The following is a 22,272-nucleotide window of genomic DNA, read 5'->3' as shown; positions in this document are numbered from 1 at the left end:
TCTCAGATGCCGGAGTTCGCGTACCGCGAAGCCGGCCTACGTGATCACGGTGACGTGCCGCGTCAAAGGGTCCTTCGTCCCGGCCCGAAATAGTGTGATTGGGGTCACACTGGAGTGACGGGCCGCGCAACGACGCGTGGCCCGACGATGCGGAGGTGCCACGATGGCGATGTACGTGCAGGATTTCGCGGAGGGCGACAAGGATCAGAAGGACCTGCTGGGCGGTAAGGGCGCCAACCTGGCGGAGATGACGCGGCTGGGGCTGCCCGTTCCACCGGGTTTCACCATTACGACGAAGGCCTGCCGCGCCTACATGGCGACCGGCGAGGTGCCGCCGGAGCTCAGGGTCGAGGTCACTATGGCGCTACGGCGCCTCGAGGACGAGGTCGAGCGCCAGCTCGGGGATCCATACGACCCGCTGCTGGTTTCCGTCCGATCCGGCGCCAAGTTCTCGATGCCGGGGATGATGGAGACGGTCCTCAATATCGGGCTTAACGACGCCTCGGTCAAGGGCCTCGCGGCCATCAGCGGCGACGAGCGCTTCGCCTGGGACTCCTACCGCCGGCTCATCCAGATGTTCGGCAAGACCGTGCTGGACATCGACGGTGATGTGTTCGCTGCCGCCCTCGACGCGAAGAAGGAGGCGCGGGGGGCCTCGTCCGACACCGACCTCACGGCCGCGGATCTGCACGAACTCGTGGACGAGTTCAAGGCCATCGTTCTCGCTGAATCCGGCTACCCCTTCCCGCAGCATCCGCGCGAGCAACTCGACATGGCCATCGTCGCCGTCTTCGACTCGTGGAACACCGACCGCGCGCGCCTGTACCGGCGCAAGGAGCGCATCCCGAACGATCTCGGCACCGCCGTGAACATCTGCACCATGGTGTTCGGCAACCTCGGGGAGACCTCGGGCACGGGCGTCGCGTTCACCCGCGACCCGGCCTCTGGCCAGCCCGGGCAGTACGGCGACTACCTGGTCAACGCGCAGGGCGAGGACGTGGTGGCCGGCATCCGCAACACCCTCTCGCTCGCCGACATGGAGCAGGTCGACCCGCAGAGCTTCTCCGATCTGCGCGCCGCGATGCGCCGCCTGGAGACGCACTACCGCGACTTGTGCGACGTCGAGTTCACCGTGGAGCGCGGCAAACTCTGGATGCTGCAGACGCGTGTCGGGAAGCGCACCGCACCGGCCGCATTCCGCATCGCCTGCGAACTGGTGGACGAGCACCTCATCACGATGGACGAGGCACTCACGCGCGTCACCGGCGAGCAGCTCAGCCAGCTGATGTTCCCCCGCTTCGACGCCAACGACTCCTCGCGCGTGCTCCTCACCAAGGCCATGGCGGCGTCGCCGGGAGCCGCGGTGGGCGCAGCCGTGTTCGACTCAGAGGAGGCCGTGCGGCGCGCGGCACTCGGGGAGGACGTGGTGCTGGTTCGGCGCGAGACGAACCCGGACGACCTGGGCGGCATGATCGCGTCGGTCGGCATCCTCACGGCACGCGGCGGCAAGACGTCCCACGCCGCCGTCGTCGCTCGCGGCATGGGCCGCACGTGCGTGGTCGGGGCCGAGAAGATCGACGTGGACCTGGCGACGCGCTCCTTCACCGTCGGCAAGAGGACGGTGAAGGAGGGCGACACGATCGCCATCGACGGAAGCACCGGCGAGGTGTTCCTCGGCGCCGTCGAGGTCGTGCCCTCGCCCGCCACCACCTACCTCGAGCGGGGCCTCGATGCTGCGCTCGAGCAGGCGGGGGAGGACGAGGACACCCGCGCGCTCGTGCGGGCCGTCGATAGGCTCCTCACTCACGCTGACGCGATCAGGCGCCTGCGCGTCGAGGCGAACGCCGATACCGCTGCGGATGCGGCGCGCGCCCGGTCGCTGGGTGCGCAGGGAATCGGGCTGTGCCGCACCGAGCACATGTTCCTCGGTGATCGGCGCGTGCTGATCGAGCGGGTGATCCTGGCGAAAGACGACACCCAGCGGCAAGACGCGCTCGACGCGCTCCTGCCGCTGCAGCGCTCCGACTTCGAGGAGTTGCTCGCCGAGATGGACGGCCTGCCGACGACGATCCGGCTGATCGATCCGCCCTTGCACGAGTTCCTGCCCGACCTCACCGAGTTGTCCGTGCGGGTCGCGCTCGCGGCCGAGCGAGGTGAGGATACGCCTGAGGACATCGAACTGCTCGCGGCGGTGCGCCGCATGCACGAGGCCAACCCGATGCTGGGGTTGCGGGGAGTGCGACTTGGGCTGGTCGTTCCGGGACTGTTCGCCTTGCAGATCCGCGCGATCTGCGAGGCGACTGCCGTGCGGCTGGCTGCGGGCGGAAACCCGCACCCGGAGATCATGGTGCCGCTCGTCGGATCGGTGCAGGAGCTGTACCTGGTTCGGGACGAGGCCCGCGAGATCATGGCGGACGTTGCGCGCGAGCGCGATGTCTCGCTGGACATCCCCGTCGGGTGCATGATCGAATTGCCGCGCGCCGCGCTCACTGCCGGACGCATCGCCGATGCCGCGCAGTTCTTCTCGTTCGGCACCAACGATCTGACGCAGACGACATGGGGATTCTCCCGCGACGACGTCGAGGGCGCGTTCTTCGCCGAGTACACCGACAATGGCGTGCTGGCCGTCTCCCCCTTCGAGACGATCGACGCTCGCGGCGTGGGGAAACTCGTCCAGATCGCGGTCGAGGAGGGGCGCAAAGCCCGGCCAGGGATGACCATGGGCGTGTGCGGCGAGCACGGCGGCGACCCCGAATCCATCAGGTTCTTCCACGCCGTCGGACTTGACTACGTATCCTGTTCGCCGTTCCGCGTGCCGGTCGCAAGGCTTGAAGCCGGGCGCGCGGCCATCGAGGCGGGAGCGTCAGACTCGAGGTAGCAGGCCGAGTGAGTTGTCGATACCGCCCGACAGCCCGCGCCGATACCGCGCCGACACCGGTTAGGGCTGCTCGACACCTCGCGACACCCCGCGCAGGCACCCCGCCGACACCGGTTAGGGCTGCTCGACACCCGAAATAACCGGTGTTCGGGAACCGCAACCGGTGTCGCGCGTACTCGCGGCGTCCAACATGCGTGGGGGAGTGAAACAAGAAGGTGGGGACCGGCAGATCAACTGCCGGTCCCCACCTTCGTTCAAGTACGTGTAGTTTGCCTGAGTCAGTGCAAACTCACAGCACGCGAATCACACCGGGCGGACGTTCTCCGCCTGCAGACCCTTGGGTCCGTTGGTGATCTCGAACTCAACGCGCTGGTCGTTCTCCAGCGTGCGGTAACCCGAGGTCTGGATGGCGGTGTGGTGTGCGAACACGTCCGCGCCGCCGTCGTCGGGTGCGATGAACCCGAAACCCTTCTCCGGGCTGAACCACTTCACGGTTCCGAATGCCATGCTTACTTACTCCCTCAAGAGGTGGTCGGACAGCCCCGCCCTTCGGGGCTGCTCGTCACGGTGTTCTTACGTCAACTCTTGATGAGCATCAAGCGGGTCGAAACCGAAGTGGACGTGCGATGCACTGCAACTACGCGACAAGATTAGCGTTCACGACGCGGTACTGCTAGAGGAATGACGCTATGTGGACAACTGCTGCTGCAAAGGTTTAACGCTACGGGTGTCACAAATCGGGACAAAGTTTTGTACGGTGAGTGTGTGGTCAGGCCCGAATGGAGCAATAAATGAACAGTTCGCCGAATGCGGCGTCAGCCGATTCGCGTCGCAAGCACGTCATCGTCGTCGGCGGGGGTTTCGCAGGAGTCGCCGCAGTGCGGGCCCTGCGCAGGTCAAACGTTCGGGTAACGCTCATCGACCGCCACATCTACAACATGTTCCAGCCGCTGCTCTATCAGGTGGCGACCGCTGGTCTCAACCCCGGCGATGTCACGTACTTCCTGCGCGCGCTGCGATACCGGCAGAAGAACGTCAACTACCGGCAGGGCCTGCTGGCCTCGGTCGATACCGAGAACCGCTCGATCACGCTCCGCGACGGTGGGCAGTTGAGTTACGACTACCTGATTCTTGCCAACGGGGTCACCACGAACTACCTCTCCACCCCCGGCGCACGCACCTACGCCAAGGCGATCTACACGAGGAGCCAGGCACTGCGAATCCGCGACCTGGTCTTCCGCCACCTGGAGGAAGCGGCCGCGACGCCGGAGACGGTCGACGGTCTGCGCGTCGTCATCGTCGGCGGCGGCGCGACGGGGGTTGAAATGGCCGGCGCCCTCGCCGAACTGCGCAACCAAGGACTGTTCTTCGCATACCCGGAGATCGAGCACGACCACATCCAGGTGACACTGGTGCAACGCAGCAGTGAGCTGCTTAAGCCGTTCTCCAAGCGGCTGCGCAGTTACGCACGCAGGTCACTGGAGAAACGGGGCGTCGATCTGCGCTTCGGCCAGGGTGTGCGCGAGGTGCACGCGGACTGCGTGGAACTCAACGACGGTACCCGCATCCCGGCCGATCTCGTCGTCTGGGCGGCCGGCGTGACGGCGCACAGCGAGGTCGCCGAATGGGGCTTCGAACAGGGATGGGGCGGCCGCATCGTGGTAGACGAGAAAATGCGCGTCAAGGGACAGGAAAGCGAGTTCGCAATCGGCGACATCGCGCTGAACGACCTCGACCTGCCGCAACTCGCCCAACCCGCGATCCAGGCTGGACGCTACGTCGGCAGGCTCATCACCGACGACATGGCGGGCAAATCGTCCAAGCCCTTCAGGTACCGCGACAAGGGGACCATGGCCACCATCGGCCGCCGGGCCGCCGTGGCCGAGATCAAGGGCATCCCTCCGCTGACCGGACCCTTCGCCTGGTACAGCTGGGCGGTCGTCCACATCTTCCAGCTCCTCGGGGGACGCAATCGGCTCGCGACCTTCGCCAACCTGGTCACTCGCTACGGCCAGTTCTGGCGCGTGCACCCGAACCCGATCATTGGCGAACTGCGACCGGCCCGGATTTACGGCGTCGAGCCGGAGCAAGGCCGCCGCGCCTCCTAGCGGGGGATTGCTGACCGGTTGCTTTGCGCCTTCGTCACGCCTGCGAGCAGGCAACGCAGGCCAGCCTGACGACACCTACGGCTCAGGGTGACGCGAGTCATACGCGAGGAAGCGTCGTCCCTTGCGCAGCAGAACGCTCAGGACGGCCACGCAGAGGATGCCACCGATCACCACGACCCAGCCCTCGCCTACCCACCGCGCGCCCGTTCCCAGGACGAGATCCCCGAGGCGCGGCCCGCCGGCGACGACCACGATGAACACGCCCTGCAAACGCCCGCGCATGTCGTCCGGCGTCGCGCTCTGCAGCACCGACTGGCGGAAGATCGCGCTCACCGAGTCGCACGCGCCAGCGGCCATGAGGGCGAGGAAGGCCAGCGCGATCGCCCACCAGATGGGGGAAGGCGGCGTTGTCTCACCCGCCGTGACGACAACGGCGCCGAACAGGGCGATGGCGATTCCCCAGCCCGCGACGGCCCACGAGATCGCGACACCCTGGAGGTGAACTCGTCCTAGGGGCCCGGAGAATACCGCGGCCAGGATGCCGCCCACCGCGATGGCGGTGACGAGCAGCCCGCTCGTCGTCTCGCCGCCGCCCAGATACAGCACGCCGAGCGCGGGGAACACCACGCGCGGCATGGCGAAGATCATGGCGCACAGATCCACGAGGAATGTCATACGTACATTGGGCCTGGTCGCGAGGTAGCGCAGGCCGTCCATGACGGCGGCGACTCCCGCGAACCGCCTCGGCGCGTTGCCCTCCAACGATCCATCGGGACTCGGCATGGGCAGGATCGGCGGCAGCTTCCAGATCGCCCAGAGCGCGGCACCCATCAGGATCAGGTGGAGGACGTAGGACGCGACGAATCCGCTCGCGGCGACGAGCGTAGCGCCCGCGACCGGGCCGATCGTCATCGCGAGATTGCCGGTCACTCCCTGCAGTGCGTTTGCCGCAGGGAGTTTCTCCGGGCGCACGAGCCGAGGCGTGATCGCCATGCGAGCAGGCGAGTTCACGGCGAACGCCGCCGCCTGAACCGCGACGAGCAGATACAGCACACCTACGCGTTGCACCCCTAGCGCGGCCTGCAGCGCGAGCCCCAGCACGGTTAGCCACAGCACGGACGAGGCGACCAGCGCCGCCAGTCGACGGTCTACGCGATCCACGATCGCTCCGCCGTAGAGCCCGAAGATCACCAGCGGAAGTAGTTCGCTAAACCCAATCAGTCCGACAGCAAAAGTCGAGCGGGTCAGGTGGTAAGCCTCCAGGCTCACCGTGATCACCGTTATCTGGTGGCCGATAGCGGAGATTCCGAGGCCCCACCAGAGGCGACGGAAATCCGGGGATTCGCGCAGGGGCGATATGTCTGCGAGGAACCGCACCTCAGCGGCGCGCTGCGGAGCGAGCCGCCACCTTGCGAACGCTACGCGTGGCGATAACGCGGGCCAGTGCGGACACTGCTCCCGCCGTCGCCGCGAAAATGACTACCGCCACGGTGGAGGCGGTGTCGTCGTCGGGGTCCTCCGGCGCATCGTTGCCGGTGATGGACTTCCACGCCGTGGTCAGTGTCTTCTGCGCCACCCACCCTGCCGCCAGCGCGGCGACGCCCGTCACGATCTTGAAGCCGATGGTGTCGGTCTCTTCGGTCTCTTCGCTCACTGTGTCTTCGCTCATCGCGATCACCTTTCGTTGCGAGGTTGTCTGTTCCCACCGTACACACCCGCTACGATGAAAGTACGACAGGGGAGCGCATGAGGCGCTGAGAGTGCGGAAGACCGCAGACCCTCGAACCTGATCCGGTTAGTACCGGCGCAAGGAAGTCGAGCTCACATCATTCGTGATGTCCCTCCCACTATTCCGCCATGCGGAGAACACTGGAGGCTATCGTGTCCAACCATCCACGCCTGCGCCCGCTCGCAGGTCTCGCCATCGCCGGAGTCCTCGTCCTCGCGGGCTGTTCCCAGGCCAGCCCGACGGTGCCCAGCCCCACCACGCCGGGAACCAGTGCTGACGGCACCACCGAGCCCGACGCTCAGGCTGGTGGCGAGGTCGTGCTGATCGCGCACGATTCGTTCACCTTCCCCGACGACCTGTTGGCGAAGTTCGAGCAGGAGACCGGCTACACGCTGAAGGTGACACAGTCGGGTGACGGCGGTCAGCTCGCCAACCAGCTCACGCTCACCAAGGACGCACCGCTCGCGGATGCGTTCTTCGGGGTGGACAACTCGTTCATCAGCGCACTGATCGATGGTGGAGTGGTCGATCCCTACCGCCCGCAGTCCCTGCCCGCGGACGCGGCCGGATTCGACGCCGACGCCGTCGGCTCGGTCGCCCCCGTGGACCACGGCTACGTCTGCGTCAACGTGGACGACGCCTGGTTCGCCGAGAAGAAGATCGCCGCCCCCGCAACGTTCGAGGATCTGACGGATCCGGCGTACAAGGGCCTGACCGTGGTCATCGATCCCACGGCGTCGAGCCCGGGCGCGGCCTTCCTCTTCGCCACCGTGGCCGCATTCGGTGAGGACGGCTACGAGGACTACTGGACCGACCTGCTCGCAAACGATGCCCGCGTCGATCAGGGCTGGTCCGATGCCTACTACACCGACTTCTCCGGCGCAGGGGAGGGTGGCAAGTACCCGATCACGGTGTCGTACAACACCTCCCCGGCGTACACGGTTGCGGAAGGGGCGAAGGACTCGTCCACATCGGCCCTCCTGGACACGTGCACGAGCCAGATCGAGTACGCGGGCGTGCTCGCGGGTGCCAAGAACCCGGCGGGCGCGCGGGCGGTCATCGACTTCCTGGTCTCGCAGGACTTCCAGGACACGGTCGCCGAGACCATGTACATGTACCCGGTGATCGACGCTGCGGTTCCTGCCGAGTGGGACAAGTGGGCGCCGCTGCCTGAATCGTCCATCGACCTCGACCCGGCGGATCTCTCCGCCGGTCGCACCAAGTGGCTCGACGCCTGGTCGCAGCTGGCGGGCTGACCTAGGTGCTGAGCGTGCGGCGCGGCGCTCCGGCCCGGCAGATGCTGGGCTGGGCGCTCGCCTGCGCGCTCGCCGGCGGGTTCATCGCCCTGTTCTTCGCGTGGCCGGTCGCGACCCTGCTTGGTCGCGGCCTGGTCGCGGACGGCGCGCTCGATCTGACGCGCGCGGGTGAGGTGCTCGCCGACGACCGCACCTGGCAGGTGGTGGGCGAGACCCTCAAGCAGGCGCTGATCGGCACGGCCGTCTCCGTTGCGCTGGGCATCCCGGGTGCGTACGTGACCTCGCGGCTTCGTTTTCGAGGACGAGGCCTCCTGCGCGCTTGGATCATCATCCCCTTCGTCCTGCCCACCGTGGTGGTGGGCGGCGCGTTCCGCTCACTGCTCGGCGACGGCGGGGCGCTCGGGTTCCTCGGCTGGGACCAGACCTTGATGGCCGTGGTGCTGGCGCTCGTGTTCTTCAACTACCCCGTGGTGGTGCGAACCGTAGGGGCGCTGTGGGAGCGGCTGGATCCGCGGCAGGTGGCGGCCGCTCGAACGCTGGGGGCATCTCCGGTGCGCGCGTTCTTCACCATCACGCTGCCGCAGCTCGCGCCGGCCATCGCCTCGGCGGCCGGGATCGTGTTCCTGTTCTGCTCGACGGCGTTCGGCATCGTCATGGTGCTCGGCGGGCGCAAGCACGCCAACCTCGAGGCAGAGATCTTCCGCCAGACCTCGCAGTTGCTGAACCTCGACGTCGCAGCGGTGCTCTGCATCGTCCAACTCGTGATGATCTCCGCGGTGCTGTTCGCGGTGTCGCGGCTGCGGCGCCGGGGCGATGCGGCCGCCGGTGCCCATGCGGCGCGGGAGGGGATGCGGCCGATCGGCCGCCGCGACCTGCCGGTGGTGGCCCTGACCGGAGCCGTCATCCTGGGGCTACAGGGGCTGCCGCTCGTCTCGCTCCTCGTCCGGTCCTTCCAGACGACGGAGGGCTGGGGGCTACGCAACTATGCCCTGCTGTCGACCACGGGCACGCGGAACGTGCTGACGGTGACCGTGTGGCAGGCGCTCGGGGCCTCGCTACGCGTCGCCGTCATCGCAACGCTGATCGCGCTCGCGGTGGCGGTCACGATCGTCGCGATCCTCTCCCGCCGTCCGCGCTCGCGGGCGCTGCGCCGCGCTCAGGCGGCATTCGACGCGTTCGTCATGCTGCCGCTCGGCGTCTCGGCCGTCACCATCGGGTTCGGGCTGCTCATCACCATGCACAACCCTCTTGGCCTGCCCATCGACCTGCGAACATCGGGCGGGCTGATCGCGATAGCCCAGGCGCTGGTCGCCATCCCGCTCGTCGTTCGAATCGTCCTGCCGGTAGTCCGCTCGATCGACCCGCGCCAGCGCGAGGCGGCCGCCACGCTCGGGGCGACCCCCGGCCGAATTCTGCGCACTGTCGACTGGCCGGTCGCCGCCCGCTCCATCGGGCTCGGCGCCGGATTCGCAATGGCCGCCTCACTGGGTGAATTCGGCGCGAGTGCATTCCTCGTGCGGCCAGATACGGTGACCTTGCCGGTCGTGATCTACCAGTTGCTCGGCCGGGCGGGGGCGGACAACTACGGCATGGCGATGGCCGCCGCCGTGGTGCTGGGTGCCGCGACCACTGCCGTGATGATGATCGCCGAGAGGTTCCGAAGCGCCCAGGCGGTGGATTTTTGATGTGTATTGAGTACCGCGGGGCGCCAGGGCGTCCCGCCACGCGACAGGCATCTGGATCAGCAGTGGGAGGCTATCGGCGCCATGCGGGTGCCAGGCGAAAGGGATCTGCCATGACTCAGGGACTCGAACTGCGTGACGTGTCGGTGTCGTACCAGGCACAGCGCGGAGCCCCCGCGATCGACGTCCTGCGCGGCGTCGATTTGCGCGTCCCGAAGGGCACGACGACGGCCCTGCTCGGCGCGTCCGGCTCCGGCAAATCGACCCTACTGCGGGCAGTCGCCGGGCTGGAACCGTTACGCGACGGACGCGTGCTCTTCGACGGCGAGGACCTCGCTGGCGTGCCCGTGCACAAGCGCGGCTTCGGGCTGCTGTTCCAGGACGGGCAGTTGTTCGCGCACCTGAACGTGGCGCGCAACATCGAGTACGGACTGCGCTCTTCCCGCATGCCGCGCGCCGACCGGGCCGCGCGCGTAGCCGAGCTGCTCGATCTGGTCGGTCTGCCCGGATTCGCTGATCGACCGGTGGCCACGTTGTCCGGCGGTCAGCGCCAGCGCGTCGCGCTGGCCCGCAGCCTCGCCCCCAGCCCTCGGCTACTTCTGTTGGACGAGCCGCTCTCCGCACTCGATGCCGACCTGCGCGCCCGGCTCGCCGGTGACCTGCGCGACATTCTGACGCGCACCGGGACGACGGCGCTCTTCGTCACGCACGACCGCAGCGAGGCGGACGCGGTGGCGGACACGGTCGTCGCGATGAGCGGGCTATAGCGCGAGAATTCTGGCACGCGCCTGCTCCCCGCCGAGCGGACTATTGTGCTCGAGCATGTGAGGAATCAACCGCCCCACGCGTTCAAGGGATCGGAGGCATGCCGGGTCGGGGGAGCACCCAGGCGGCAAAATGTGGAGGATTTATCCGGCAAAAAGTGGAGAGCGGAGGCGGCAAAAAGTGGAGCATCCAGACCGCTGACCGGAGCGCGCCGGGCCCTAAGCCGCCCGGATCTCCAGCGTGCAGCATTTGATGCCGCCGCCACCCTTGAGTAACTCGTCTGTGTTCACCGTGATGACCTCGAACCCGCGTTCGCGCACCGCGTCCCCCAGACGCCTGGCCTGGGGCGCCATGACCGCGTGCGTACCGTCGCTGACCAGGTTCAGCCCGAGCGCGGCGGCGTCCTCGTCCTCGGCGATGACCGCGTCGGGGAAACGCGCCTCCAGTACGGCGCGCGAGGCCGCGGAGAACGCCGGCGGGTAGTACGCGATCAACTCAGGCGAGAGCACCGACAGCGCCGTGTCCAGGTGGTAGTAGCGCGAATCGACCAGTTCGAGCGAGACGACCTCGAGGCCGGTGATCTCGGCGATCTCGACGTGCGCGCTCAGCGCCGTGCGGAAGCCGGTTCCGGCCAGGATCGTGGAGCCCACGGTGAGGATGTCGCCCTCGCCCTCGCTCCGGCCTCTCGTCGAAAATACGGGGAAGCCCGCCTGCTCGAACCAGGCGTTGTACAGAGGCGTCTCGGGCTGGCGCTGCGGATACGTAAAGTTCGCGGCGATGGCCTTCCCGCCGACCACCAGTCCGCCATTGGCCGCGTAGACCATATCCGGTAGCCCCGGAGCGTCGTCGATGACATCGACGCGGTGACCCAGTTCGACGTAGATGTCGTGCAGTTCTTGCCACTGCGCCAGCGCCCGCGCGGTATCCGTCGCTATCTCCGGGTGCATCCAGGGGTTGATCTCGTACGCCACCGTGTAGTGCGTCGGCCGGGTCATGAGGTAGTGGCGGGGTTTGGTCGCGGTCTTTGTGGACGAGTTGCTCTGTGCGTTCACGGATCCTCCAGCATCGGCAGACGGATGGCTTCCCTCAACCACCGTACGCCCGGCGGGCCCGTCAAAGGTGGCGTTCCTGTCGCGTCTCCTATTGTTGACCTGAGCGGTGATCGCGACGAAGTGGCCTTGGGACGACGGGAAACTCGTCCGCAGAAAACGCGAAAGGGGTGGGCATGGAAAGCCAAGAAAGCGCGCGAATCGACGTCTGGCTGTGGTCCGTGCGCCTCGCGAAGACGCGCAGCGCTGCGGCATCCGCCTGCAAGGCGGGGCATGTGCGCGTGGACGGGGAACGTACCAAGCCCGCCGCGCACGTCCGGCCGGGTGCCCGGATCGAGATCACGGGCGGGGCCCTCAAACGGATCGTTGTCGTCACCAAGATCATCAATAAGCGCGTCGGCGCGCCCGTCGCGACCCAGTGCTACGAGGACCACAGCCCGCCCCCGCCCCCGCGCGAGTTGAGCATCCCCGTCGCCGTGCGCGAGCGCGGTGCGGGGCGCCCGACCAAACGCGAGCGGCGCGAACTCGATAGGCTACGCGGGCGGGACATTTGATGCATCAGGCGGATCTGAGATACTAGGCGGCGCACAGCAACGCAAACTCGGGTGGGGGATCTAGTCGTGGTGAAGTTCGGAAAGTTCTTGCTCGCCTGCTCGGTGGCGTTGTCGCTGCTCGTGCCCACTGCGGTCTCCGCCACTGCTTCCCCCGTTGTATCCGCGGCAACGACGAGCGCGTCGAACTCCGATTCGCCGGCAGCGGGCGAGAATGCGCCGAAGACACCCACCAAGGCACAGAAAGCCAAGCAGAAGGCTAAGAAGAAAGCCGCGGCGAAGAAGGCCAAGAAGAAGGCCGCGAAGCTTGCCGCCAAGCAGGCCAAGGCCGCGGAAAAGAAGGCACGGGCCAAGGCCAAGGCCAAGCCCGAACTGAGTTCCGGGTCCAGCGGTAAGCAAGTCGCCACGCTGCAGAAGCTCCTGCGCAAGCGCGGATTCTGGGTCAGCAAGGCCGACGGCAAGTACGGCCACTCGACTCAGCAGGCCGTCATGGCGGTCCAGAAGGCCACGGGGCGGGCCCGCACCGGGCGGGCCACGCAGGGCGTCTGGTACGAGCTCTACCTCGGCACCCGAGTCGAAACCGACATCAGTAAATCGAAGTCCAAGGACAAGCGGGTGTTCGAGGTGGACCTGTCGCGTCAGATCCTCAACGTCGTCAAGGACGGGAAGGTGTTGTGGACCTTCAACATTTCGACGGGATCGAACCGGAACTACTTCGACAACGGCGTGCGCGGCTACGCCCACACGCCGACGGGAACCTTCAAGGTCTTCCTCAAGCGTGACTACATGCACGTGGCCAAGCTCGGCCCGATGTATCGACCGCAGTACTTCCGCTCCGGCGGCTGGGCGATTCACGGCTCGCCGAACATCCCCGCGTACCCGGCATCCCACGGCTGCGTGCGAATCGCGAACGCCGCCATGGACTACCTCTGGGGCAAGGGCAAACTCGGAATCGGGTCCACCGTCGTCGTGCACAAGTGAGTCATCGCCTCGGTGAGAGGCCAGTATTTTCAACGATTCCGGCCGAAGGTCCTAGAAAAAATCGTCACCCTCGCGTAGGTTCAAGGTAAAGAAGCGGTCAGGTATTCGCCTCGTGCTCGTGCTCGTGTGGAGAGTTTCACGTGACATGCCTGAGATCCGCCTTGGATCGGTGCGGCCACCCGGGCCCGCCAAGAGGAGTCACGATGAACGATCTGCTCAGAAGAGTCACGTTGCCCGCGGACGTGGCGGCAGCGCTTGAGGCGTGTAACAGCATCACGATCCCGCAGACGCGCCAGGAACTGTACGAACTCAGCCTCGGAGCCCCAGGCGTCGATACGTTCGATGTCGTCTACGACGTGCCGGGCAAGGGCGCCTTCAAGGAAGCCGACGTGGTCCGGTGCACCAACGGCATCGCCGTCAACTACCCCGAGGACTACATCCGCCGCCGCGATCCCGACTGCATGCGCATCGCGGACGACCTCCCCACCGACAAGCCGCGCTTCGCCGATCGCCACGGGCAGGACTTCGCACCCATCAAGGCCGAGACACTCACGTGGTTGTCCGAGCAGGAACTGCTCGTCGTCCCCTTCAAGGCCGGTTCGCTGAAGTTCGGTTACCCCTCGCTGGCCATCGTGCCGCGCAACGCCGCGTTCTTCGCGACGGCGCTCGTCGACCTTCAGGGTTTCGTGACCCTGGACGAGTTGCCCGAATTCTCGCCGCGCGCGATCTTGTATCTGGCCCCGCCGTTTAGGCACACCCACTTCGACGGCAAGCAGATCGTGGTCCACGACCGCACCGAGTCGCTGCACGAGATCTTCGCCTACAACCTCTACCCCGGGCCAAGCGCCAAGAAGGGCGTGTTCTCTGCGCTGCTCGACATCGGCGAGTCCGAGAACTGGCTCACCGCGCACGCGTCGTCCGTTCGGGTCACCACCCCGTACGAGAACGAGACGATCATCATGCACGAGGGCGCATCGGGCGGCGGTAAGTCCGAGATGTGCCAGGAGATGCGCCGCGAGGAAGACGGTCGCGTGCTGCTGGGCTACAACATCGTCACAGACGAGCCCTACGCGATCACCCTGTCCGAGACCTCCAAGCTCGCCCCCATCACGGATGACATGACGCTCTGCCACCGCGATCTGCAGCGATCCGATGGGCTGCTCACGGTCGCCGACGCCGAGGAGGGCTGGTTCGTTCGCGTCGACGGCCTGACCAAGTACGGGGAGGACCCGGCATTCGAGCGGGCGTGTATCCACCCGCCTGAGCCGCTGGTGTTCTTCAACATCCATGGCGTGCCCGGCGCGACCTGCCTCCCGTGGGAGCACGAACTGGACTCGAACGGGAAGCCCTGCTCCAATCCGCGCGTCGTCATCCCGCGTAGCCACATCAACGGCATCGTGAACGAGCCCCAGCAGGTCGATGTCCGCACCTTCGGCGTGCGCATGCCCGCCTGCACCACCGACAAGCCCACCTACGGGATCATGGGCATCTGCCACGTGATACCGCCTTCGCTCGCCTGGCTATGGCGCCTGATCGCCCCGCGCGGCGACAAGAACCCGTCCATCGGCGCGACCGCGTCCGAGGCGGAGACCATCAAGCACGGCGGAATGGTCGCGGAGGGCGTCGGGTCCTTCTGGCCGTTCTCGACTGGAACCAAGGTCAAGGCCGCCAACCTCCTGCTCGAACAGATCCTCGACGCGCCCCGTACGCGCTACGTGCTGACGCCCAACCAGCACATTGGTGCCTACCGGGTTGGCTTCGCCGCCGAATGGCTGACGCGTGAATACCTGGCCCGCCGGGGCCAGGGCAAGATCCGCGACGACCTGCTGACTCCCGCCCGTTGCGCCCTGTTCGGGTATGCGCTCAAGGAGTTCAAGATCGACGGCCAGCAGGTCCGCCCGACGCTGCTCACCCCCGAGTTCCAGTCGAAGGTCGGGGTGGACGCCTACGACGCCGGCGCGAAGATCCTCACTGACTTCTTCAAGTCCGAACTCAAGCAGTTCCTGACCGATGACCTCGATCCCCGTGGCCGGGCAATCATCGAGGTCTGCCTGAACGATGGCACGCTGGAGGACTACCTGGAGCTGACTCCGCTGCACGCGTAGGTCCCTCCCGCCCCTCGCTGCTTGCCCGCCCAGTTCCTTAGGGCTTTGCCACGTCGCAGGCCAGTGGCTCGGCGTGGAGCGACGAGGACGGCGCGAATGAGGCCCGAGTTCACCCGAAGAGACCCGAAAGCCGGGCATCAAGGGTGAACTCGGGCCCATTTCCATTCCGGCTACGAAGACCTCGCCTTGCGGTTAAAGTTGAATGCCAGGACGAATGGACGGAGGCAGCGATGTCCGATTCACTTTCGCGGGCATCGGCGCCCAGTCGAGCGACGGTGCTCGTGCCCGGCGACGGGTTGCCCGAGGCAGAGGCGAAGGCCGTGCGCGATGCGATGACGGACCGGGCGACTCTCGGACTCTGGCGAGCGGACCCGAGCCTGTCCGCACGGGTGGTGCTGTCGCGAGGCCAGAAGGTCGTCGGGATAATCGTCCTCCTCGCTCTGGTCGCATGCATTGTCGCCTGGCCGCGGGCCAGCCTGATAGCGGTCGTCGCCGCCGTGGGCCTCAGCTTTCTGATCTCCGTCGGTTTCAAGTTCTGGAGCTCAATGCGCGGCGCGCGCGTCGAATCCCACTACGGTTCCGTCGCCGAGACCCCGCGCATCGCCGATGAGGACCTGCCGCGCTACACCGTTCTGGTGCCCGTGTTCCGCGAGGCCAACATCGTGGCGCAACTGGTCGGCAACCTCGGCCAACTGGACTATCCGGCCGACAAGCTGGAGATCCTCGTGCTCGTCGAGGAGGCGGATCCCGAGACGCTGGCGGCCGCGATGGCCGCCGACCCGCCCGAGAACTTCACCTTCGTCGTCGTGCCCGCCTCGAATCCGCAGACCAAGCCCAAGGCGTGCAATGTCGGACTTGAACTGGCAACCGGCGATTTCCTGGTCATCTACGATGCGGAGGATCGCCCCGATCCGGATCAGCTGCGCAAGGCGGTCGCGGCATTCCGCGCGCACGACGACAACCTGGTGTGCGTGCAGGCAGCGCTCAACTACTTCAACGCCAACGAGAACGCGTTGACCCGCATGTTCACCCTCGAGTACTCATTCTGGTTCGACTACATGCTGCCCGGGCTCGACTTCGAGCGGCTTCCCATCCCGCTCGGCGGCACGTCCAACCACTTCCGCATGTCGGGGCTGCGCGCCCTCGGCGGTTGGGATCCGTTCAATGTGACCGAGGACGCCGACCTGGGCATTCGCGCATCCGGCGCCGGCATGCGCGTGGGGGTGATCGACTCGACCACATGGGAGGAGGCGAACACCTCGATCCCGAACTTCATCCGGCAGCGATCGCGGTGGATCAAGGGATATCTGCAAACGGTTCTCGTCCATCTGCGCAGGCCCACCCATCTGCTGAAGATCGCCGGTCCGCGCCAGGCGCTGTCGTTCATCTTCTTGGTGGCGGGCACGCCGATAACCTTCCTGACCGTCCCCCTGCTCTATCTGTCATTCATCGTCTCGATCCTGCTGGGGCCGGAGGTGTTGAGCGACTACTTCCCCGGCTGGCTCCTGTGGCTCAACCTGTTTAACCTCGGTTGCGGCAGCGCCATGATGGTCTACGTCTCGATGATGGGCGCCTTCCGTAGGCACCGATACCGGCTGGTGCCGTGGGCGCTGCTTAATCCCGTGTACTGGATCCTGCACTCCATCGCGGCGTACAAGGGGCTGTGGCAGCTCATCACGAAGCCGCACTATTGGGAGAAAACGGAGCACGGGCTCACATCCTCCTCCGAGCCTGAGCCTCAGCGCGTCGGGAGCGTGTCGTGACAGCCGTGGCGGTGCCGCAGCGCGGCATGCGCAGGCGCGCGAACGCCGTCAACGTGTGGCCATCGAGTTTCTTGTACCGCTGGCTCCTGCGGCTGGGCGTCGCGGTGCCGACGTTCGCGTTGCTCTACTGGGTGACCCAGATCCTGCCCCTGGCCAACACAGCGAATGATCGGCTTGCCGCTCGCGGCGACCTGATCGTGTGGGGGGCCTCGGACCTGTACTGGGTAGCTAAGGTGTTCCCGCCGCTGTCGGCGGCACTCTCGTCCATCATCCGCGGCAACGGGTTGGCCATGCTCGCGATTGCGGCGCTGGTCATCGGACTGCTCAGCCAGCGGGCCATGGGAGTCCTGCGCCGCCGACAGTTCGGCTGGCCCGCTACCTTCGCCGTTCTGGCGACGATCTGGCTCAGCCCCGCGCTGTATTTCCTGGCGTCCCGCGACCTGCAGTCCATCCTCGGACTCGCTCTTCTGCTACTCGCCCTCGACAGCCTCGAGACGTTCGTCGTCAACAGGTCGACCGAGCACGGCTTCTGGGCGGGGATCGCGCTCGGCGTCGCCGTCATGGTCGATCCCTCGATGTGGGTCTTCGTCGTCATCATCGCCGCCATCGGACCGTTCATCGCCGAGCGTTCCGGTCACCTGGGGCCGGGATCGCATGGTGCGACGGCGATCGTCCTGAGCTTTCCCGCATTGGCGGCCCTGGGGTTCTGGATCTTCGTCTCGTGGTGGTTCACGGCGGATGCGCTTGGGGTGCTACGGGGGTTCGCCGACCCCTGGTTCCCCGGCGGTGTGGGCGGCTCGGCGAGAGCGGCGGGTAGTTCCCTCGTTTTTTCGCTCGCGTCCTCGCCGCTGTTCTTGGTGGCGTACACGATGAGGTTGCGGCTCGGCGAACTGCGGCGCCTCGTGGCGCCGACGGTGGCGGTCGTGGGGATGGTTCTCGCATTGTGGCTCGGCGTCCGCAGCGCCGGCGGCCACTCGTACCTGCTGATGATCCTGCTCTACATCGTCGTGCTCAGCCCGATGCGGCCCTCGCGCAGGAGGCAGGGTCTCATCATCGGATCTGCCCTGGCGCAGCTCGTGCTTGCCTGGTTCCTTCCGCTCGTCCGCGGCAGCAGTTCGCCGATCGGGAGCTGGGTGCGGGACCTCTGGCAGGCGATCTTCGGTTAGTCGTCAGCGGTTTCGGACGAGTTCCCGCGCTTCCCCTGTGATCTCGACGGCGCGCGAGCCACTGTGATCTCGACGGCGCGCCTCCGCCGTGATCTCGCTGGCGCGCGGGCATGGACGAGGCGCCCGCGGCGCTCCTGCGAGCGGTCCACCGCGGGCGCACCGTCCTCCTCGATCCCGTCACCTCCGAATGGGCAAGGCCAGCCCTACCGCCCGCGCGACGGCAACGGTTCGGCTCGCGTGCTACGCGTGGTTGTGGAAGGTCCGGTTGAGGACGTCGAGCTGCTGCTCCTTGGTGAGTTTCACGAAGTTCACGGCGTAGCCGGATACGCGCACCGTCAGGTTTGGGTACTTATCTGGGTGCTCGATGGCGTCCTCGAGGGTTTCCTTGTTCAGGACGTTCACATTCACGTGGAAGAGCCCAGCATCCTCGGGCTTCTCGTGATTGTTGATGATGACCGGCTGGTCGGGGCTCGTGGGCTTCAGCGCGTCGGCCACCCGCGCCGCGTACTCGAGGTCCGCGTAGGGATTGGGGTCGCTGTGGGTCTGTTGCTCAGTCATGGGGTACTCCTCGTCCGCGCCCGAATTCCGGGCGCACTCGTTGTCCCCTCCCTCTCCAGTGTCGCGCGCCTGTCGCCAGATGCCAAACCTCGGCGCCTGTCGCCCGCACAGCACCGGTTGTGGTTGTGGGACACCCGGTATAGCGGGTGCGCGACAGCCCTAACCGGTGTTCCGCGGAGGCGCGGGCGGATGCGGGGGTGCTCCGCCGAAGGTCGAGTGAGGTGTTCCGCCGAGGTTCCGGCTGGCGCGGTGGGCCGTGACTCAGGCGAGCAGTTCCTTGATGTCGTCGGCAGTGAGCCCGACCCGGCTCGTGGCCGGCGCGTCGCCGCCGTCGATGATCTGCGAGAACAGGGCGGACTTCTCGCGCTTGAGCGCCATCACCTTCTCCTCGATGGTGTTCTGCGAGACCAGGCGGTAGACCATCACCTGCCGGGTCTGCCCGATGCGGTGCGCCCGGTCCACGGCCTGCGCCTCTGCCGCGGGGTTCCACCACGGATCGAGCAGGATGCAGTAGTCGGCAGCAGTGAGGTTCAGGCCGAACCCGCCCGCCTTGAGCGAGATGAGGAATACTGAGGCCTCACCAGAGGAGAACTTCTCGATCTGCTCGGCCCGCCGCCGCGTGCGCCCGTCCAGGTAGGCGTGCTCAACACCGCGCTCGATCAGGCGGTCGCGCACCTTTCCGAGGAACCTCGTGAACTGGCTGAAAATCAGCACGTTGTGCCCGTCGGCCAGGATCTCGTCCAGTATGTCGAACAGCACTTCGAGTTTGGACGATCCGATGCTTGCGTGGGCCTCGTCCACGAGCGACACGTCGAGGCTCGCCTGCCGCAGGATCGACAGCGATCGAAGGACCTCGATGCGGTGATTGTCCAACTCGTCCACGAGCCCCAGGACGCGGCTTCGTTCGCGCTGCAGGTACTGGTCGTAGACCTTCCGGTGCCGCTGGTTGAGGGTGACCTCGGTGATGTTTTCCTGCTTCGCGGGCAGATCGGCGGCGACGACCTCCTTGGTGCGGCGCAGGACGAACGGCGCGATCACGGACCGCAGGCGTTCGATGAGGTCCCCGCCCTGGCCGCGCGCGATCGGCCGTTCGACCTTGGCGGTGAAAGTCTTGGCATCAGGTAGCAGGCCGGGGCAGACGATGGACATGATGGCCCACAGTTCCATCAGATTGTTCTCGAGTGGCGTGCCCGTGAGCGCGATCTTGACGGGAGTCGGCAGGTCCTTGGCGCTGCGATAGCCGACGCTCTGGTGGTTCTTGACGAACTGGGCCTCGTCCAGGATCAGGGCGGCCCAGTCCGTCGCCGCGTATGCGTCGTTCTCCAGCCGGAACAGCGCGTACGACGTCACCACGATGTCGGCACGACCGGCTATCGAGCCGATCGATTCCCCGCGCCGCTTGGCTGTGGCGTCGATGGTCACCGTCCGCAGGTGCGGGGCGAACTTTGCGGCCTCGCTCGCCCAGTTGCCGACCACGGAGGTCGGCGCGACGACGAGGAAGGGCTTGGGCTCGGTCGCGATCGACAGTTCATGGTCGATCATGGCGAGCGTTTGCAGGGTCTTGCCCAGCCCCATGTCGTCTGCCAGGATTCCGCCGAGCCCGTGGTGCACGCGGTACGACAGCCATTCGTAGCCGTGCTGCTGGTAGCCGCGCAGTGACGCGTTCAGCCGTGGCGGGGCCGCCAGGGCGGTGGGAGCGGACAACTCGTCCAAAGAGGCGACCACGCCGCGCCACTGCACGGCCTCCTCGCCCAAGAGCCCCAATTCGTCGAGCCGCTGGAACAACCGCACCTGGTAGCGCCCCACGCGCAGCCCTTCGCGGCGCTCGTCCTGTAGCAGGCGGGCGGATTCGATCGCCTCGCGCAGTTGCTCCAGTCGTGGATCGGTCAGCGGCGCCATCGTGCCGTCATCGAGCAGCAGGTATTCCTCGTCGCGCACCAGCGCGGCGAACACCTCCGACAGGGGCACCTCCCGGCCGGCTACATGCACGCGCACGTTGAGTGAGAACCAGTCGCGGTCGAAGCTCTGCTCGGAGGAGACCGAGACCTCCAGCGCATCTGTCACGCGGTACTCAGCGATGTCGCCGACCTGCTCTATGCGGAACGACTCGTTCCCCTCCGTCAGTTCGCGCAGGCGCGGGACCGTCGTTGCGAGCAGCGTCGCCGTCTCGATGCCGTCCGTGAGCCACGCCCCGTCCTGGGAGTTCTCCACCTGGCGGGCGATGTCGGCGAGTTCGGGAATCGTCCCGAGATCGGCCCACACGAGCGCCTGCGCCTCCAGGTCGCGTAACCCGGCCGACTGCCCGTGGGCGAGCGCGAACGGATAGTCCGCCACAACCAGTCCGGAGGATACATAGCGCCAGCGCAGCGTCGTCATGACGCGGTGCGGGCCGAGCGCGGTCGTGAGCAGGGTCAGTACGGGAGTGGGGGCGGCGCCCGCGGCATCCTGCGCGAACGAGACCTGATCGACGCGCGCACTGATCGCGGGCAGCCAGGTCGCGTAGAACTTGCTCAAACCCGCCGCCGGGATGGTGATGGGTGCGGGGCGGGCGATGAGATCGAGCACGCCCTGATCGATGGCTGCCGCCGTCGGGACGAGCGCCAGCTGGTCCCTGCCATCGCGCTTCAGAACGGTCACGATGCCGTGCGCCGGCACGCCGATCGGCTCCGCCCCATCGGCGAGCGCCCGGTCGATCTCGCCGTCTATGCTCACGAGTCGCGTGGCGACCTCGAGTGCGCCCTCGCCGGTAGCGGCCACCGTCGTTTCGGTGCTGACCGGCCCCGGCACCACCAGCACTTCCGAGCGATTGTCCGCAGCGTCGACGAACGCCACGCCCAGCGCAGCGGCCTGCACCAGTAGCGACCACACGGCCGAACCGGGAGCGTCATTGAGCCAGATCTGGGCCGGAGCCGTGTACTGGTACGTCGGGACCGCGAGGGCGTACAGGGCGCGCAGCACGTTCAGCTCGGGGCTCTGCCGGTAGGAGAACTGGTAACTCAACTCCTGCCAGGAAATCCCGGTCCGGATCCACCGGCCGCTACGCCCGCGCGTGAGCGGTCGCAGTCCGACGCGGGTCACCGTGGACGAGGCGCTCCCGCGGCGGGCGGTATACATCGTCGCGGTGTTGTGGCCCCGCGAGACCTCCACCTGTAACCCGATCTGCTGCTGGCCCGTCCCGACCTGGGCCCGACCCGAGTTGGTCAGGGCGGAGAGCTCGTCCTCCCAGTTGGCCGGGACGGCCGCGATTCCTCGGCGATCGCCCCCACGCGAAGAAGGGGACGCGGACGAGGACTCGTCCAGATAACGGAGCAGCGTGGCCGCGACGTGCTTGCAGTTGGAACCCACAGGGCACGTGCACTCGCCGGATAGGAGCTCGAGTTCGCCGCGTGCGTTCGCGAGGTTCACGATCGCGATATAGGGCACGTTCGCGGTTCCGATGACCTGCGCCACCAACTGGGTCGTGGCCCCGATCGTCTGGCGGATGCGCGCGCTCGCGGGCCGTGTGGCCAGGCCGCGAATTCTCTCCTGCGCCACGTAGACCGAGCCGCGAGCGAATGCTGCGGGACCGACCAGGTCGGCTACGTCGGCGGGAGAATACATGGATCCAATTCAACCAGGAGGTGAGGACGATTCCGTCATCGCCTATGCGATAGACCTGCCTGCGGGCACCTGCAATCGGTG

Annotated in this window: 16 protein-coding genes and 1 riboswitch; of the genes, 10 read left to right on the top strand and 6 right to left on the bottom strand. The window is 66.8% G+C overall.

All coding sequences use genetic code 11. The features are described 5' to 3' along the window. Window positions 1-163: 163 nt before the first annotated feature. On the top strand, window positions 164-2,878 hold the full coding sequence (ppdK, locus tag FB461_RS10505; RefSeq protein ID WP_142121875.1) for a pyruvate, phosphate dikinase: 2,715 nt from the start codon (window positions 164-166) through the stop codon (window positions 2,876-2,878). Window positions 2,879-3,181: 303 nt separating this feature from the next. Here ppdK and FB461_RS10500 read toward each other — a convergent pair whose 3' ends face one another. Then, window positions 3,182-3,385 (bottom strand): cold-shock protein, encoded by a 204-nt coding sequence (locus tag FB461_RS10500; protein WP_142121873.1) that lies wholly within the window; start codon window positions 3,383-3,385, stop codon window positions 3,182-3,184. 284 nt (window positions 3,386-3,669) lie between these two features. On the opposite strand from FB461_RS10500, the gene FB461_RS10495 reads away from it, so the two are divergent. Further along, window positions 3,670-4,986 (top strand): NAD(P)/FAD-dependent oxidoreductase, encoded by a 1,317-nt coding sequence (locus FB461_RS10495; protein ID WP_142121871.1) that lies wholly within the window; start codon window positions 3,670-3,672, stop codon window positions 4,984-4,986. Between the two features lie 75 nt (window positions 4,987-5,061). Here FB461_RS10495 and FB461_RS10490 read toward each other — a convergent pair whose 3' ends face one another. Next, complete coding sequence (locus FB461_RS10490; protein ID WP_142121869.1) at window positions 5,062-6,363, bottom strand: MFS transporter; 1,302 nt, start codon at window positions 6,361-6,363, stop codon at window positions 5,062-5,064. 1 nt (window position 6,364) lies between these two features. Next, entirely contained in the window at window positions 6,365-6,655 is a 291-nt protein-coding gene (locus FB461_RS10485) for a DUF4235 domain-containing protein (protein WP_142121867.1), read from the bottom strand. Between the two features lie 57 nt (window positions 6,656-6,712). Beyond that, window positions 6,713-6,817, top strand: a riboswitch (TPP riboswitch). 26 nt (window positions 6,818-6,843) lie between these two features. Between FB461_RS10485 and FB461_RS10480 the strand changes: the two genes are divergently transcribed. The 3 genes from FB461_RS10480 to FB461_RS10470 all read left to right on the top strand — a co-directional run bounded on the left by FB461_RS10480 (window position 6,844) and on the right by FB461_RS10470 (window position 10,420). Further along, window positions 6,844-7,971 carry a thiamine ABC transporter substrate-binding protein gene (locus tag FB461_RS10480; protein ID WP_142121865.1) on the top strand — a complete coding sequence of 376 codons (1,128 nt, stop codon included), beginning with the start codon at window positions 6,844-6,846 and terminating at the stop codon, window positions 7,969-7,971. 14 nt (window positions 7,972-7,985) lie between these two features. Then, complete coding sequence (locus tag FB461_RS10475; RefSeq protein WP_246046208.1) at window positions 7,986-9,656, top strand: ABC transporter permease; 1,671 nt, start codon at window positions 7,986-7,988, stop codon at window positions 9,654-9,656. Window positions 9,657-9,766: 110 nt separating this feature from the next. After that, window positions 9,767-10,420, top strand: coding sequence for an ABC transporter ATP-binding protein (locus FB461_RS10470; RefSeq protein ID WP_142121863.1), 654 nt, complete (start codon window positions 9,767-9,769; stop codon window positions 10,418-10,420). Window positions 10,421-10,636: 216 nt separating this feature from the next. Here FB461_RS10470 and ddaH read toward each other — a convergent pair whose 3' ends face one another. Beyond that, window positions 10,637-11,470 (bottom strand): dimethylargininase, encoded by an 834-nt coding sequence (gene ddaH / locus FB461_RS10465; RefSeq protein WP_342776129.1) that lies wholly within the window; start codon window positions 11,468-11,470, stop codon window positions 10,637-10,639. 173 nt (window positions 11,471-11,643) lie between these two features. Between ddaH and FB461_RS10460 the strand changes: the two genes are divergently transcribed. The 5 genes from FB461_RS10460 to FB461_RS10440 all read left to right on the top strand — a co-directional run bounded on the left by FB461_RS10460 (window position 11,644) and on the right by FB461_RS10440 (window position 18,033). Then, window positions 11,644-12,021 carry an RNA-binding S4 domain-containing protein gene (locus FB461_RS10460; RefSeq protein ID WP_142121861.1) on the top strand — a complete coding sequence of 126 codons (378 nt, stop codon included), beginning with the start codon at window positions 11,644-11,646 and terminating at the stop codon, window positions 12,019-12,021. 66 nt (window positions 12,022-12,087) lie between these two features. Beyond that, window positions 12,088-12,999 (top strand): L,D-transpeptidase family protein, encoded by a 912-nt coding sequence (locus FB461_RS10455; protein ID WP_142121859.1) that lies wholly within the window; start codon window positions 12,088-12,090, stop codon window positions 12,997-12,999. Window positions 13,000-13,202: 203 nt separating this feature from the next. Next, on the top strand, window positions 13,203-15,104 hold the full coding sequence (locus FB461_RS10450) for a DUF4914 family protein (protein ID WP_142121857.1): 1,902 nt from the start codon (window positions 13,203-13,205) through the stop codon (window positions 15,102-15,104). A 230-nt stretch (window positions 15,105-15,334) separates the two neighbouring features. After that, window positions 15,335-16,867, top strand: a complete 1,533-nt coding sequence (locus FB461_RS10445; RefSeq protein ID WP_142121855.1) for a glycosyltransferase family 2 protein — start codon at window positions 15,335-15,337, stop codon at window positions 16,865-16,867. Further along, window positions 16,864-18,033 (top strand): hypothetical protein, encoded by a 1,170-nt coding sequence (locus tag FB461_RS10440; protein WP_142121853.1) that lies wholly within the window; start codon window positions 16,864-16,866, stop codon window positions 18,031-18,033. The genes FB461_RS10445 and FB461_RS10440 overlap by 4 nt, the downstream gene beginning before the upstream one ends. 240 nt (window positions 18,034-18,273) lie before the next feature. On the opposite strand, the gene FB461_RS12455 is transcribed toward FB461_RS10440, so the two are convergent. Next, window positions 18,274-18,591, bottom strand: coding sequence for a glycine radical domain-containing protein (locus FB461_RS12455; RefSeq protein WP_142121852.1), 318 nt, complete (start codon window positions 18,589-18,591; stop codon window positions 18,274-18,276). Between the two features lie 261 nt (window positions 18,592-18,852). Next, window positions 18,853-22,191 carry a DEAD/DEAH box helicase gene (locus tag FB461_RS10430; RefSeq protein ID WP_142121850.1) on the bottom strand — a complete coding sequence of 1,113 codons (3,339 nt, stop codon included), beginning with the start codon at window positions 22,189-22,191 and terminating at the stop codon, window positions 18,853-18,855. Between the last annotated feature and the right edge of the window lie 81 nt (window positions 22,192-22,272).

Source organism: Rarobacter faecitabidus (assembly GCF_006716265.1).
GTDB classification, from domain to species: domain Bacteria; phylum Actinomycetota; class Actinomycetes; order Actinomycetales; family Cellulomonadaceae; genus Rarobacter; species Rarobacter faecitabidus.
Note: the sequence above shows the minus strand (reverse complement) of the source record. Positions and strands in the feature narration are given on the sequence as shown.

Excerpts from the sequence above, each read along its gene's own strand:
- ppdK (WP_142121875.1), top strand. The coding sequence starts at position 164 with ATGGCGATGTACGTGCAGGATTTCGCGGAGGGCGACAAGGATCAGAAG.
- FB461_RS10500 (WP_142121873.1), bottom strand. The coding sequence starts at position 3,385 with ATGGCATTCGGAACCGTGAAGTGGTTCAGCCCGGAGAAGGGTTTCGGG.
- FB461_RS10495 (WP_142121871.1), top strand. The coding sequence starts at position 3,670 with ATGAACAGTTCGCCGAATGCGGCGTCAGCCGATTCGCGTCGCAAGCAC.
- FB461_RS10485 (WP_142121867.1), bottom strand. The coding sequence starts at position 6,655 with ATGAGCGAAGACACAGTGAGCGAAGAGACCGAAGAGACCGACACCATC.
- FB461_RS10480 (WP_142121865.1), top strand. The coding sequence starts at position 6,844 with ATGCGGAGAACACTGGAGGCTATCGTGTCCAACCATCCACGCCTGCGC.
- FB461_RS10470 (WP_142121863.1), top strand. The coding sequence starts at position 9,767 with ATGACTCAGGGACTCGAACTGCGTGACGTGTCGGTGTCGTACCAGGCA.
- FB461_RS10460 (WP_142121861.1), top strand. The coding sequence starts at position 11,644 with ATGGAAAGCCAAGAAAGCGCGCGAATCGACGTCTGGCTGTGGTCCGTG.
- FB461_RS10450 (WP_142121857.1), top strand. The coding sequence starts at position 13,203 with ATGAACGATCTGCTCAGAAGAGTCACGTTGCCCGCGGACGTGGCGGCA.
- FB461_RS10445 (WP_142121855.1), top strand. The coding sequence starts at position 15,335 with ATGTCCGATTCACTTTCGCGGGCATCGGCGCCCAGTCGAGCGACGGTG.
- FB461_RS12455 (WP_142121852.1), bottom strand. The coding sequence starts at position 18,591 with ATGACTGAGCAACAGACCCACAGCGACCCCAATCCCTACGCGGACCTC.
- FB461_RS10430 (WP_142121850.1), bottom strand. The coding sequence starts at position 22,191 with ATGTATTCTCCCGCCGACGTAGCCGACCTGGTCGGTCCCGCAGCATTC.